This window comes from Asticcacaulis excentricus, assembly GCF_003966695.1.
Taxonomy (GTDB): domain Bacteria; phylum Pseudomonadota; class Alphaproteobacteria; order Caulobacterales; family Caulobacteraceae; genus Asticcacaulis; species Asticcacaulis excentricus_A.
Genome location: NZ_AP018827.1, coordinates 612,842 through 625,791 on the forward strand (window position 1 = coordinate 612,842; position 12,950 = coordinate 625,791).

Annotated in this window: 12 protein-coding genes; 6 read left to right on the plus strand and 6 right to left on the minus strand. The window is 61.2% G+C overall.

Annotated elements, in window-relative coordinates; all coding sequences use genetic code 11:
* Positions 1–3 precede the first annotated feature (3 nt).
* Positions 4–2,094 carry a TonB-dependent receptor domain-containing protein gene (locus tag EM6_RS02960; RefSeq protein ID WP_172961114.1) on the plus strand — a complete coding sequence of 697 codons (2,091 nt, stop codon included), beginning with the start codon at positions 4–6 and terminating at the stop codon, positions 2,092–2,094.
* A 32-nt stretch (positions 2,095–2,126) separates the two neighbouring features.
* A complete protein-coding gene (locus EM6_RS02965) occupies positions 2,127–2,825 on the plus strand; it encodes an energy transducer TonB (protein ID WP_126420218.1) in 699 nt (232 codons plus the stop codon).
* 381 nt (positions 2,826–3,206) lie between these two features.
* Here the strand turns inward: EM6_RS02965 and EM6_RS02970 are convergent, their stop codons facing one another.
* From EM6_RS02970 to EM6_RS02985, 4 genes are read right to left on the minus strand one after another with little or no spacing between them, the layout of a single operon-like run.
* On the minus strand, positions 3,207–3,512 hold the full coding sequence (locus EM6_RS02970; protein ID WP_126420220.1) for an ArsR/SmtB family transcription factor: 306 nt from the start codon (positions 3,510–3,512) through the stop codon (positions 3,207–3,209).
* Positions 3,509–6,751 carry an efflux RND transporter permease subunit gene (locus EM6_RS02975; RefSeq protein ID WP_126420222.1) on the minus strand — a complete coding sequence of 1,081 codons (3,243 nt, stop codon included), beginning with the start codon at positions 6,749–6,751 and terminating at the stop codon, positions 3,509–3,511. The genes EM6_RS02970 and EM6_RS02975 overlap by 4 nt, the downstream gene beginning before the upstream one ends.
* Positions 6,748–7,749, minus strand: a complete 1,002-nt coding sequence (locus EM6_RS02980) for an efflux RND transporter periplasmic adaptor subunit (protein ID WP_126420224.1) — start codon at positions 7,747–7,749, stop codon at positions 6,748–6,750. The genes EM6_RS02975 and EM6_RS02980 overlap by 4 nt, the downstream gene beginning before the upstream one ends.
* 14 nt (positions 7,750–7,763) lie before the next feature.
* Positions 7,764–8,114 carry a rhodanese-like domain-containing protein gene (locus tag EM6_RS02985; protein WP_126420227.1) on the minus strand — a complete coding sequence of 117 codons (351 nt, stop codon included), beginning with the start codon at positions 8,112–8,114 and terminating at the stop codon, positions 7,764–7,766.
* A gap of 104 nt (positions 8,115–8,218) precedes the next feature.
* Here EM6_RS02985 and EM6_RS02990 point away from each other — a divergent pair, with 104 nt between their 5' ends.
* Both EM6_RS02990 and EM6_RS02995 read left to right on the plus strand, forming a co-directional pair.
* Positions 8,219–8,422 carry a YgaP family membrane protein gene (locus EM6_RS02990; protein ID WP_126420229.1) on the plus strand — a complete coding sequence of 68 codons (204 nt, stop codon included), beginning with the start codon at positions 8,219–8,221 and terminating at the stop codon, positions 8,420–8,422.
* Positions 8,419–8,781: a carboxymuconolactone decarboxylase family protein gene (locus EM6_RS02995; protein WP_126420231.1), complete on the plus strand. Its 363-nt coding sequence runs from the start codon at positions 8,419–8,421 to the stop codon at positions 8,779–8,781. Before EM6_RS02990 ends, EM6_RS02995 begins: the two co-directional genes overlap by 4 nt.
* Before the next feature lie 400 nt (positions 8,782–9,181).
* On the opposite strand, the gene EM6_RS03000 is transcribed toward EM6_RS02995, so the two are convergent.
* Together EM6_RS03000 and EM6_RS03005 are read right to left on the minus strand one after the other, a co-directional pair.
* A complete protein-coding gene (locus EM6_RS03000; protein ID WP_126420233.1) occupies positions 9,182–10,195 on the minus strand; it encodes an NAD-dependent epimerase/dehydratase family protein in 1,014 nt (337 codons plus the stop codon).
* Between the two features lie 223 nt (positions 10,196–10,418).
* A complete protein-coding gene (locus EM6_RS03005; protein WP_126420235.1) occupies positions 10,419–11,144 on the minus strand; it encodes a sugar transferase in 726 nt (241 codons plus the stop codon).
* Between the two features lie 332 nt (positions 11,145–11,476).
* On the opposite strand from EM6_RS03005, the gene surE reads away from it, so the two are divergent.
* Together surE and EM6_RS03015 are read left to right on the plus strand one after the other, a co-directional pair.
* The gene (gene surE, locus EM6_RS03010) at positions 11,477–12,286 is read left to right on the plus strand and encodes a 5'/3'-nucleotidase SurE (RefSeq protein WP_126420237.1); all 810 of its coding nucleotides are present in this window, start codon (positions 11,477–11,479) and stop codon (positions 12,284–12,286) included.
* Positions 12,283–12,933 (plus strand): protein-L-isoaspartate(D-aspartate) O-methyltransferase, encoded by a 651-nt coding sequence (locus tag EM6_RS03015; RefSeq protein ID WP_126420239.1) that lies wholly within the window; start codon positions 12,283–12,285, stop codon positions 12,931–12,933. The genes surE and EM6_RS03015 overlap by 4 nt, the downstream gene beginning before the upstream one ends.
* Positions 12,934–12,950 lie beyond the last annotated feature (17 nt).

Here is a 12,950-nt window from a genome sequence, read left to right on the forward strand (position 1 = left end):
GGGATGTCACTCAAATCATACCGTCTGTCGGCCGTCAGCGCACTGGCGCTCAACGCCCTGATTCTGTCCGCCGCGCCGGTTCTGGCGCAGGAAGCGGACAAGGCAGCCGACGCCACCACCCAGTTGTCGCTGGGGCGTATCGTCGTCTCGGCGGGCAAGGAAAAGGTCGCCACTGATACGCCGCAGTCGGTGACCGTGCTCGATCAGGAGGACCTCGAGAACGCGCAGGCCGGTACGGTGGGCGAACTGCTGGAAGGCGTGGCCGGGGTGGATTCCGCCGGGGGGGTGTCGTCTCTGGGGCAGGGGCTGAACATCCGCGGCATGGGCACCGCCCTGTCGGAATCGGACAGCCGCGTGGTCTTCACGGTCGATGGCGTCACCAAGTTCTTTGAAGGCTACCGCATGGGCAGCCTGTTCACCGATACGGAGTTGTACAAGCGCGTTGAGGTGCTGCGCGGGCCGTCCTCTTCGACCGTCTATGGCTCCGGCGCGCTGGCCGGGACGGTCAACTTCACCACCAAGGACGCCTCGGACTTTCTGAGGGGCGATGATCGCTTCGCGGTGCGTCTGAAAGGCGGCTACGACAGCAACAGCGAGGGCACGCTGTTGTCGGCGACTCTGGCGGCGAAGCCGTTGCCAAACCTCGACGTGCTGCTGGTCGCCAACAAGCGCGACTTCGGCAACTACACCGATGGCAATGGCAAGATCGTCAACCCGTCGCAGGCGGCGGGCGAGTCGGTGCTGCTCAAGAGCCGCTACTATATTGGCGGCGACCGCAAGCACAGCGTCTGGGCTTCGGCGCAGAAATGGAGCGACGATTCCTGGCAGATCTATGATCAGCAGGCGGCCTTTACGACCAGTCAGGTGCGCCGCAAGACCGACGACACCAACTACGTGATCGGTTACGACAACGCCTTTGAGGGTAATGACTGGCTGGACCTCAAGGCGCAGATCGCTTTCGACGAATCGAAGACGGATCAGCGCGACAACCAGTTTTCGCCCACCGCGCTCGGCTATACCTCGCAGTACAGCTACAAGACCGTGCAGGCGAAGGTGGAGAACGTCTCGACCTTTACCACCGGTCCCGTCGAGCACTTCCTGACCGTTGGTATGCAGACCTATCATCAGGAGCGCCGCAACCCGCGTTACAGCGCGACGGGCAGCCTGACCAACGGCGCGACCACCCATCCCGAAGGCGATATGAACCGCGTCAGCCTGTATGTGCAGGATGAAGTCCTGATCGGGGACAAGCTGACCCTTATTCCGGGTATCCGCTACGATAAGTCGAAGCTGAAGCCGGGGGCTGGCACCTATGTGGTGGGGACGACCGGCGTGCCATCCTCCGTCGAACTGGACGCCACCTCGCCCAAGCTGGCGGTGCTCTATGCGCTGACGGAGCAGGTCAAGCTGTTCGGCTCGCTGTCGCATACCGAGCGCCTGCCGGTGCTGGATGAGATCTATACGCGCGGTGCGGCCCAGACCATCAGCCTCAATCTCAAGCCGGAAGAGTCGGAAAACCGCGAGGTGGGCGCCAGCTATTCGAAGCGCGGTCTGTTCAGCAAGGGCGATGGTCTGAACCTCAAGCTGACCGTGTTCCAGAACGACATCAAAAACCTGGTCACGCGCACCTCGACCACGGCTTCGGCCTACACCAATGTCGGTGAAGCGCGCTATGAAGGGGCCGAACTGGAGGCCGAATACGCCTCACGCCGTATTTTCGGGCGCGCGGCATGGTCCACGGTCAATGGCTATAACAAGCTGACGCATATCGCGTTTAACACTATCCCCGCAGAACAGTTGAACCTGACGGCGGGCTGGGTCTTTCCGGAACAGGGGGTAACGCTCGGCTGGAAAGGCGATATCGCCGACAAACAGTATAGCTACAACGCCACCACCGGCGTCGTTTCGGCCACCAGCAAGTCCTACACGGTGCATAACCTGTTTGCGACTTATCGCCCGCTGTCCGGCCCGCTGGCCGGGATCGAGGCGCGTCTGAACTGGGACAATATTTTCGACACCTATTATCAGCCGCACCTCAGCTATCTGCCAGCAGCGGGTCAGACGGTCCGCCTGAGCCTCGCCCGGACGTTCTGAAACCAGCGGTGACGAGCAAGGGTCAAAAAAGCGTGGCTGTTGGGGCCTCCGTTCTGGTGAACGGGGGCTTCCTGCTGGCCGTGGCGGGGCTGGCGCCTCAGCCAACGCCCCCGCCGGTTGAAAGCCCGGTGTTCGAGGTGGCTCTGGAGCGGCCTGTGCGCCTCTCGGTGGTTGAAGCCCCGCCAGCGGCAGAGGCTCAGACACCCCCCTCTGCGGCTATCAAACCTTCGGAAAGGCCTATCCAGACAGCGGTTTCGACGCCGCAGCCGTTGTCTTCGTCGGCACCCGTGGCCGCCATGCCCTCACCGCAGACGGCTCCGGCCTCTACTCGGACCGAGCCTGCGGCAGCCCCTCCGTCGGCGGGCTCGCCCGCGTCAGATGCCGCCACTTCCCCACCCACCGCATCCGGTGCGTCGCGTCCGAGTGCAGGGCAAGGCCCGCCCCCAGCGGCCTATGCCGCCCGCTTGCGCCACCATATTGAACAGTTCAAACTCTATCCGCCGCAGGCCAAACGCCGTCGCATCGAAGGCGAGGTCGTCCTCAGCTTTCAGATGGATCGCCAGGGGCGCATCCTGACGTCGCGGATCGAGCGCGGATCGGGCTCAGCCGACATTGACCGCGCCGCGCTGGCCATGCTGGCCGACGCCCAGCCCCTGCCACGCCCGCCGGATTCCGTGGCGGGTGAGGTCCTGTCCCTGAGCTTCGCGACACGCTTCAGCCTGAGCGATTGAGGCGAGCATCGTCGATATAAATGCCGAATACATCAAAAGCGAATCCGCAATTTTTAACTCTCGGAACTGTGCTTGATGGGATGTGCAAAAGGGTGTCGTCAGGGGCAGAAGAACGCTCAGACCCATCGGTTAACAGCTCACTGAAGGCACTGCTTAATATCGTGAATTTGAAGTTCGCCAGAGGGCGATATCAAGCGCATGCGAATTTCAGAGACGGTGAGACATATAATTTCTTTTGATTTCGGAATGCTGAGTGGGAGCAGTTAAGCCGCTATGACCACAGATGTGTGAAGCAAGCCGTTAACGTTTCCGACGCATTTTCACCTTGCTATTGGGTAGTCTGTTCACTGCGGAAACCGTCTCGTCAGCCAACAAACTCGTTCACCTGTACAATTTGCACAACGTCGCGATCATTTGTTGGGCCGCCGGGTCGCCTATTGAATAGTAGATGGTCTGCCCGTCGCGGCGCGTGGTCACCAGATTTTCCGCCCGCATCTTGGCCAGATGCTGGGACGTGCCTGCGATGGGTTGCCCCAGATAGTCGGCCAGATCCGAAACGCTGGCCTCGCCCTCAAACAGCCGGCACAGGATCATCAGGCGGTGTTCGCTGGCCAGCAGTTTGAGCATCCGCGTCGCCCGCTGCACGTTCGGCTTCAGGTTTTGCAGGTCCTGCGTGGTGACGGTCATGATTCAGCTCGCTCTGTAAGGTCGTCCTTGAAGACAACATAGATGGCGGGAATAACCAATACGGTCAGAAGCGTCGAGGACAAAAGCCCGAACAGCAACGAGATGGCCAGCCCCTGAAAGATGGGGTCGAACAGGATAACGCTGGCCCCGATCATGGCCGCCAGCGCGGTCAGTAGGATCGGCTTGAAGCGCGTGGCCCCGGCCTCCAGCAGCACCTCGCGCAGGGGGCGTTTGTGACCTTCGGCGTCGTATTCGGCATGGCGGATGAAATCGACCAGCAGGATCGAATTGCGCACGATAATTCCGGCCAGAGCGATAAACCCGATCATCGAGGTGGCGGAAAACGGCGCGCCAAACAGCAGGTGCCCGATGACAATGCCGATCAACGTCAGGGGCACCGGCGTCAGAATGACCAGTGGCAAGCGGAAATTTTTGAACTGCGCCACCACCAGAATATAGATGCCCAGAAGCGCCACCCCAAAGGCCGCGCCCATGTCACGGAATGTGACCCAGGTGATCTCCCATTCGCCGTCCCACAACACGGTGGGACGGGTTTCGTCTTCCGGCTGACCATTGAGGCGGATCACCGGCTTCGGCAGCGCCCCCCAATCGGCGGCATTGATGGCGTCATTGACGGCACTGAGGCCATAGATAGGCGCCTCATACCGCCCGGCCAGCTCGGCCATGATCATGTCGGCGTCGCGTCCGTCCCGGCGGAAATAGGCGGTCGAGCCCTGTCCGCGTTCAAAGGCGGCGACCTCGTTCAGCGCTACCAGTCGCCCGCCAGAGGTGGCCACGGGCATGGACTCAAGCGTTTCGCTGATATAGCGCGCATTCTGCGGCAGGCGCAGGGCAATCTCCAGCGGTTCGCGGCCTTCGCCGCTGCGCCCGGCCTGCTGGGCATAGCCCAGAACCTGCCCGTTCATCAGCGTATTGACCGAGGCATAGAGTTCACCTTCCGACACGCTGAGGCTTTCCAGGCGGGCACGATCGGGCACGACGTTCAGCGTCGGACGCGGCAAGCCATAGGAATCGTCCACATCGACGATGAAGTCGATGTCCTTAAAGATGGCCTTGACCTTTTCGGCCACGGCGCGGCGCGTGGCGGCATCCGGCCCGTAGATTTCGGCCAGCAGGGTGGCCATGACCGGCGGCCCCGGTGGCGCTTCGACCACCTTCAACACCCCCCCCGCGGGCAACGCCACGGCTTTCAGCCTTTGGCGCAGGTCCAGTGCAATGGCATGGCTGGCGCGCGCGCGCTCGCCCTTGGGAGCCAGCAGGACATTGAGATCGCCCTGTTCCGGGCGGCTGCGCAGATAATAGTGACGCACCAGCCCGTTGAAGTTGAACGGCGTGGCGGTCCCGGCATAGGCGTCGATGGCTTCAACCTCTTTCAGACCGGCGCTCACCCGCGCGGCCTCGGCCAGCACGCGCTGCGTCATCTCCAGGGACGTGCCTTCGGGCAGGTCGGCAATGACCTGAAGCTCCGACTTGTTGTCGAACGGCAGTAACTTGACCGTCACCACCTTGAAGCCGAACAGGCTCATCGACACGAGCGTGGCGGCCCCGACCAGCAACAGGAAGGTCCAGGCCGTCTTTTTTGTGGCGATGACCTTCGACGCCACACGGCGATAGAGAAGACCAATAAAGCCTTCGTGGTCGTGGGAATGCCCGTCGTTCAGCGTCTTGCGCGCAAAACGGATCATCAGCCACGGCGCGAGGATTACTGCGACAAAGAACGAGAAGACCATGGCCGCCGAGGCATTGACCGGAATGGGGGCCATGTAGGGGCCCATCAGGCCGGAGACAAACAGCATGGGCAGCAGCGCCGCCACCACGGTCAGGGTGGCGACAATGGTCGGGTTGCCGACCTCGGCCACGGCTTCGATGGTGGCCTGAGCGCGGCTTCGGCCATCGGGTTTTCCCACATCTGGCATCCCCCAGTGCCTTGCGATGTTTTCGATCATCACAATGGCATCATCGACCAGAATGCCGATGGAGAAGATCAGGGCGAACAGGCTGACGCGGTTGATGGTGAAGCCCATCAGGTTCGAGGCGAACAGCGTCAAAAGGATGGTGGTCGGGATAACCACGGCGGTAACTGCGGCTTCGCGCCAGCCGATGGCAAAGCCGATCAGCACCACGATCGAAGCGGTGGCCAGCCCTAGATGGAACAGCAGCTCATTGGCCTTTTCATTGGCCGTTTCGCCGTAATCGCGCGTAATCGACGCCTCAACACCCGACGGGATCAGCGTGCCTTTGAGCGCCTCGAGCCGCTTATGGATGGCCTCGGAAACGATGACCGCATTGGCCCCCTGACGCTTGGCGATGGCCAATGAGACGGCAGGCGCGGCCTCAATCCCCTGCGCCGTCTGGCGATAGCGGGTCACCCGCGCCTGATCCTCGCGCGGGGCCTGCACGATAGTGGTGACGTCGCGCACCAGCACCGGCTGGCCGCTGACCGAGGTCACGGTGATCTGTCCCACGTCGAAGACGCTGTTAAGCGAGCGCCCGGCCTTGAGGTCGAGCGTCTGGCCATGATCGCGCACCACGCCGGCGGGCAGGGTCTGGTTGGCCGCTGAAATTGCCTGGGTGAGCGCCGTCAGGGACACGCCGTGCAGGCTCATGCGCGCCGGGTCCGGCTCGATGCGGATTTCTTCCGGGCGGCCACCGGTAATAAAGGTCAGGCCGACATTGTCCACCTTGGCCAGCTCGCTGCGCAATTTGAGCGCCAGCCCGTACAGTGCCACATCATCAATGCGCGTTCCGGCACCGGCGGTGGGTGACAGGGTAATGATCATCGACGGCACGTCATTGATGCCGCGCGTCGAAATGAGTGGTTCGGGGATACCCTTTGGCATCTTGTCGGCATTGGCGCGCAGCTTTTCATGGATGCGCACGGCGGCGGAGTCGGGATCGGTGCCGACCTTGAAACGCGCCGTCACCATCACCGCATCGTCTTCGATAAAGCTATAGACGTGATCGACGCCGTTGATGCTTTTGACGATGGTTTCGAGCGGCTTTGCGATTAGTTCCTTGGCGTCATTGACCTTCAGCCCGGCCGCCGCCACCTGAATATCGACCATGGGCACCGAAATCTGCGGCTCCTCCTCGCGGGGGATGGACATGACCGCCATCAGGCCGACAAACACGGCCACCAGCAGGGCCAGAGGGGTGAGGGGCGAGTTCAGCGTTGCCTGTGTCAGGCGGCCTGACAGTCCTAATTTGGCGTCGTTCATTTCGCCGCTCCATAGGGGGCCAGTGTGTCCCCGTCCTTGAGACCGCTAAGGATTTCGACCTGTCCGGCTGAAAGCGGCGCGGTCTGCACCGGTATCTCGCTGAAGGTGCGGTCAGGGGCGACCAGACGCACATAGTCGAGGCCGTAGCGCGTGGCGACATAGGCGGTCGGCACCTGAATGCCCCGACGTTTACCGAGGCTGAGCGAGGTAATGACGCGCTCACCCACCAGAACCTGATCGAGCCCCGCCGGAGTGACATCGGCAATGACCTGCCCCTTATCGACAGCCGGATAGATCTGGCTGAGCGTGCCCGAAGCGGTCAGGCCATTGGCCTCCAGTTGCACGCCTTGCCCCACGCTGAGGGCGCGCGCCTGCGGTTCGGGCAGTTGCAGGCGAACGACGCGCGGCCCGGCGGTTACGGTCGCCACCGACTGACCGGTCATGACCACGGCCCCGGCGGGGATTTCGGCCTTTACCACCACGCCAGAGGCCGGAGCGCGAATAACGCCCTGTCCAGCCAGTTCACCGGCCGCTGCGCGCTGCGCCTGCGCCGCCTTCCAGGCCGATTCCGCCTGCTCCAGCCGCGCCTTAGCGTAGATGCCCTTGTCATACAGCGTCTTGATGCGTTTGTAGTCGGCCTCCGCCTGAAGCGCCGTCGCCGTGTAGGCGCTGGCTTCGAAATTCAGCCTCTGGTCCTTGACCACGCCGATGACCTGTCCCTTCGCGACGGTGTCGCCTTCGCGCACATTCAGGGTGATGAGCACGCCGGGAATCCGCGCCACGGCCTCGCCCATATCGCGCGTCGTCAGCGTAGCCGACAGGCGCTTGATATCGTCAATTTCGGTCGTGGAGACGGTCAGCAGGTCGCCAGCGGCCGTTTGTGGCGCGGCGCGCTCGACCGGCGTTTTGTCATGCCCGTCTGAGCAGGCGCTCAGGCTGGCAAAGGCGAGCACAGTCAGGGCCGACGCGGCGAACAGGTGAAGGAAGGGGCGGGGCATGGCCATAGCCTTTCTCAGCGAACCGTGGGCAGGCCTGCGGCCTTCCACGCATTAAGGCCGCCCTGAAGGTGATGATCGACCTGAGCGCCAAAGCCGCGGCAGGCCTTGACGCCCTGCGCCGAACGCCCGCCGGCCAGACACTGCATGACCACGGTACGTTCACCGGCCCCGGCGGTGACGGTCGCAAGCGCCTCGGACGACAGGCTCGACAACGGCAGGTTGATGGCCCCCTTGATGTGTTCGGCGCTAAATTCCGAAGGCTCGCGCACATCAATCAGCAAGACGGTCTTCGTCTGAAGCCCTTTGTGCACCTCGGCCGGGGTCAGGTTGGTGATGGGGCTTTGCGGTTTGAACAGTCCGAACATGGGGGCCTCGAAAAAAGCGCTTGAAGTTTCTATATTGCGTATTTAAGAAAATATGCAATTAAAAGCAAGTCCATTTGTTGTGGCCTGTCTTAAGGAGAAATCGCTTGTCTCTCGATCGTCTCGTTCTGGCCTTTGCCGGAACTGTCGTGCTGGTGTCCGTCGCGCTGGCGCATTTTGTTCACCCGAACTGGGTATGGCTGACCGTCTTTGCCGGGGCCAATATGATACAGGCCAGTTTCACCGGCTTTTGTCCGGCGGCGATGGTGTTCAAGGCGCTGGGCGCCAAGCCGGGGGTGTGCTTCAAATGAGCAAGTCCTATCCCGAAATCACCGCGCGCCTGTCGGCCAATATCAAGACTCTGCGCAAAGACATTCCGGAAACCATGGGCGGGTTTTCGGCGCTCGCCAAGGCAGCGACGGCAGACGGTGCACTGGACAAGAGGATGAAGGAGTTTATCGCTCTGGCCATTGGAGTTGCCACGCGCTGCGACGGCTGCATCGGCTATCATACTGAGGCACTGGTGCGACTGGGGGCGACGAAACAGGAGGTCGAAGAGGTGCTCGGCATGGCCATCTATATGGGTGGTGGGCCGTCGCTGATGTATGCGGCTGACGCCCTCATGGCGTTTGAGCAGTATTCCGGGGCAGGGGGCGCGCAAGCCGTTTGATCCCGGCGGCTGCTTGCCAGACAACTCAGACCTGCCCGTCCCCTTCGCGCAATTCTTGAATAATTTAGCTCTAGAACCTGCGCTCAGTATTCATTTAGCGGAATGATTTCTACAGGAATCAGTCCGCTTAAGCCGCCATTGAGGCGGCGGCCAAGGTGACAAAGCCACCGCCCGGCGTGGGGCTAAACACCTAATGAGTTGCCTAGAATTAACCGGACTGATTCACTCACCGCAAGGAGGTGTGCGGTGAGGATTGATCTGTTTTTGTTGGTGAGTTGGCGATTGCCGAGATGACGGTCAAGCGCCACCGCGCCAGCCTGATGCGCAAGAGGGGGGGCGTACCGTGTCTGAACTGATCCGGTATTACGATCTGATCCAAAGGCAGGGTGTATAGTCTGCCTCAGGATTTGACATTGTAGGCGCGGAACCAGTTGACGAAATGCGTTACACCGTCTTTCAGGCCAATACGGGGCAGGAAGCCTGTCAGGGCCTGAAGCAAGCGGGTGCTGGCATAGGTGCGCGGCACATCGCCTTTTTGCAAAGGCAGCATGTTACGCTTTAGCGGGGTTTCCAGCGCCTCTTCGATCGTGTCGATGAAAGACATCAGGCTCACCGGCTGGCCGCCACCCAGATTGACCACCCGGAAGGGACCCAGTCTGGACAGGGTGTCGTGGGCCTGATCGTCCGGCACGCGATTGTCTTCGGAAGGTGCGACCGGTATCAGCCGGACAATCGCCTCGACCAGATCGTCGATATAGGTAAAGTCGCGCGCGTGTTGCCCCATGCCGTACACGTCGATGGCTTCATTCCTGTCGGCGGCATTCACGAATTTAAACAGCGCCATATCGGGACGGCCGTAGGGGCCATAGACGGTGAAGAAGCGGAAGGCTGTTGTCGGTATCTTCCACAGATGCGCATAGGAATGGGCCATCACCTCCATAGACTTTTTGGTCGCGGCATAGAGGGTCATCGGCTCATCCGTCTTGTCCACTTCCTCGAACGGCACCTTCTCATTGGCGCCATATACGGAGGAGGTCGAGGCGAGCAGCAGGTGCTGTGGCTTCAAGAGCCTGGCGACTTCGAGGATATTGAAAGAGCCGATCACATTGGTATTGATGTAGGTACGCGGCTGCTCAAGCGAATAGCGCACACCCGCCTGCGCGGCGAGGTGGATAATGATCTCCGGCTGACAAGCCTCAGCCGCCGCCATCAGCGCGTCCATGTTTTCCAGCATGGCCTCTGTGTGCGTGTAGAGAGACTCACGCTTCAGCCGTTCCACGCGCGCGCGCTTCAAGCGCACATCGTAATACTCGGTCATGCCGTCATAGCCGTGAACCGTATGGCCCTCAGTCAGCAGGCGCTGCGCCAGGTGGAAGCCGATAAAGCCTGCGGTGCCGGTAATGAAGACTCTCATATTATCACTCTCACCCAGACGCCGAGGTGGCATCGCGTCCGGGATACATCAAAGACGTTAATCTGGAATCGCCGACAGGCGGACCTGGCGTTTGATTCTGAAGATCGGTGTTCGTCATCCTACTGACCGATCACTGTCAAAGCTGCAAGCCCGCGCGGTCATTCCGTGCATCTGAGCGGCAAATATCGGGCATTTATGTCAGCCTATGGGCGTAAGCCGCCGATCAATAGGCATTTTTATCGCGACTGATTATCAGTGCCGTCCGCATGAGGATGACGAAATCGTCGCGGATCGACCAAGACTGGATATATTCATTATCCGCCTTCACGCGGTTTTCGATGCAGGCGGGTGTGTGGATTTCTCCGCGATAGCCACGAATAGCCGCCAACCCGGTCAGGCCCGGTCGCGCGCGAAAGCGGGCGTTGTAGCCGGGGACGTGTGAAGCAAACGCCTTGTCGTGCGCGATGGCGTGCGGGCGGGGCCCGACCAGAGACATATCGCCCTTAAGCACATTCACGAGTTGCGGCAGTTCGTCGAGGCTGGTCCGCCGAAGGAACCGGCCGAGGCGCGTGACGCGGGCATCATTGCGCTGTGCCTGAACCACGTGCGCGCCATCCTCTGCGACCCGCATGGTGCGGAACTTGTAGATTTTAAACACGCGCCCGTTCAGGCCCGTACGGCGTTGGCAGAACAGAACCGGACCAGCGGAATCGAGCCTGATCAGCAGGCTGAGGATCAATAAGGCGGGCAGCAGGAACAGCAGCAGCAGAAACGCAACCCCGATATCCAGCAAGCGTTTATAGGGGCTATCCGCCACCCGGCAGCTCTGAAGCTTCCGATGCAGGACCAGCGCTTCGGGATCGGAGCGGCGGCGCAGAAGAGAGGTGGGTAGGGCGGCGGGGGTATCTGCCACGTCGGCGTAATCCGTCCACCCAATATATTCCGACATGGCTATGGCCTTTAAAGTATACGACAGGTGGCTGTGTTTTGAAAATGTCTGAAAATCAGGAAATGTAAGGCTGAAATGAAGGCATTCACTGAGTGGTGCGCGGCACAATCGGCCAGCGCGACGCCGGTTGCCCATAACCGCACGTCCGCACGTTAACCATATTTTTCGTCAAATTGGAGAATCTTGATATGCGACTCGCGTGCCTGGGGATTTTGCCGAAGCGTGTCGTCTGTGGATCATCGGTCCTGACGACGGTTTTGCGCCACGCCTGACGGGGATGTCTTGTGCGTTCGCCAAGAGCGCTCTAGTACGGAGGGCGAAAGGTGAGTCCCATGCGTATCCTCCTGACCAATGACGACGGCGTCGAAGCGTATGGCATGACGGTGCTGCGTGAGATTGCGGCGCAACTGTCCGATGACGTCTGGGTGTGTGCGCCGCTGTATGAGCAGTCAGGCAAGGGACGGGGAATCACCCTGCACGACCCGTTGCGCGCGCACCGTCTGGATGAGCGCACCTTTGCGGTGACCGGCACGCCCACCGACTGCGTGCAGATTGCCGTCAACGACCTGCTGCCCGAACCTCCCGATCTGGTGCTGTCGGGGGTTAATCGCGGCTTTAACCTCGCTCAGGATGTGACCCTGTCTGGCACGGTGGCCGGGGCCTTGCAGGGGATGACGCTGGGCATCCCGTCGGTTGCCTTATCGCAGTGTCTGGACTTCGATCTGGACGTCGAAGCGCAGTGGGAAGCGGCGAGGGCCTATGGTGCGCCGGTGATTTCATCCCTTTTAGCAAAGGGTTGGGCGAACAACCTCATTTTCAATATCAATTTCCCCGACTGCGATGATGAGGCGGTGACGGGCGTGGAAATGACGCGGCAGGGCTTCCGCGACCTGCATGATCTGCACGCCGTCAAGCGTGTCGATCCGCGCGGCCGGCCTTATTACTGGCTCGATTTCCACGGTCATGATTGTGAGCTGGTCGATGGCACTGACCTCAAGGCCGTCGCTGAAAACCGAATTTCGGTGACGCCGCTGCATCTTGATCTGACACATTACGAGACGCTGCACGCCTATAAGGGCGTTTTCGGTGGCGCGGCCCCGAAGCGTATCCGTACCCCCGACCACAAGGAGACCGGTCGATGAGCGAGGCCCCCCTGCCGGAAACCCGCATCGAGCGCCTGCTGGCCAGCCTGAAGGCGCAGGGTATTCAGGACGAAAAGCTGCTGCACGCTATGGAATATACGCCGCGTGACCTGTTCGTGCCGGAACTGTTCCTTGACCGCTCGTGGGAGGATTCGGCCATCCCCATCGCCGCAGGCCAGACCATTTCGCAGCCCTATATCGTCGCCCTGATGACGCAGGCCCTCAAGCTGGAAGGTCGCCATCGTGTGCTGGAGATCGGCACGGGGTCCGGCTACCAGACGGCCATCCTGTCGCGCCTGTGCCGCTACGTCTATACGATCGAGCGTTATCGCTCCCTGATGCTGGAGGCTGAGATACGGCATAAGCGGCTGATGATGGAGAACATCATCTATCGCTTTGCCGATGGCTGGGACGGCTGGCCGGAGCAGGCGCCGTTTGACCGCATCCTTGTCACGGCGGCGCTCCCCGACGAACCGTTACCCCTTCTGGCGCAACTCAAGGTCAAGGGGATTATGGTTGCACCCCAGGGGCGCGGGTCGGTTCAGCGCCTGCTGCGCTACACTCGCACCCCCGAAGCCTATGAGGTGGAAGACCTCGGTGAGGTGCGCTTTGTGCCGCTGATCGAAGGCGTGGCCAAGGATGGCTAAATAATTAATCCGTACTC

Bases quoted from the DNA above. Each gene is read 5' to 3' on its own strand.
- EM6_RS02960 (WP_172961114.1), top strand. From the start codon at position 4: ATGTCACTCAAATCATACCGTCTGTCGGCCGTCAGCGCACTGGCGCTC.
- EM6_RS02970 (WP_126420220.1), bottom strand. From the start codon at position 3,512: ATGACCGTCACCACGCAGGACCTGCAAAACCTGAAGCCGAACGTGCAG.
- EM6_RS02975 (WP_126420222.1), bottom strand. From the start codon at position 6,751: ATGAACGACGCCAAATTAGGACTGTCAGGCCGCCTGACACAGGCAACG.
- EM6_RS02980 (WP_126420224.1), bottom strand. From the start codon at position 7,749: ATGCCCCGCCCCTTCCTTCACCTGTTCGCCGCGTCGGCCCTGACTGTG.
- EM6_RS02985 (WP_126420227.1), bottom strand. From the start codon at position 8,114: ATGTTCGGACTGTTCAAACCGCAAAGCCCCATCACCAACCTGACCCCG.
- EM6_RS02995 (WP_126420231.1), top strand. From the start codon at position 8,419: ATGAGCAAGTCCTATCCCGAAATCACCGCGCGCCTGTCGGCCAATATC.
- EM6_RS03000 (WP_126420233.1), bottom strand. From the start codon at position 10,195: ATGAGAGTCTTCATTACCGGCACCGCAGGCTTTATCGGCTTCCACCTG.
- EM6_RS03005 (WP_126420235.1), bottom strand. From the start codon at position 11,144: ATGTCGGAATATATTGGGTGGACGGATTACGCCGACGTGGCAGATACC.
- surE (WP_126420237.1), top strand. From the start codon at position 11,477: ATGCGTATCCTCCTGACCAATGACGACGGCGTCGAAGCGTATGGCATG.
- EM6_RS03015 (WP_126420239.1), top strand. From the start codon at position 12,283: ATGAGCGAGGCCCCCCTGCCGGAAACCCGCATCGAGCGCCTGCTGGCC.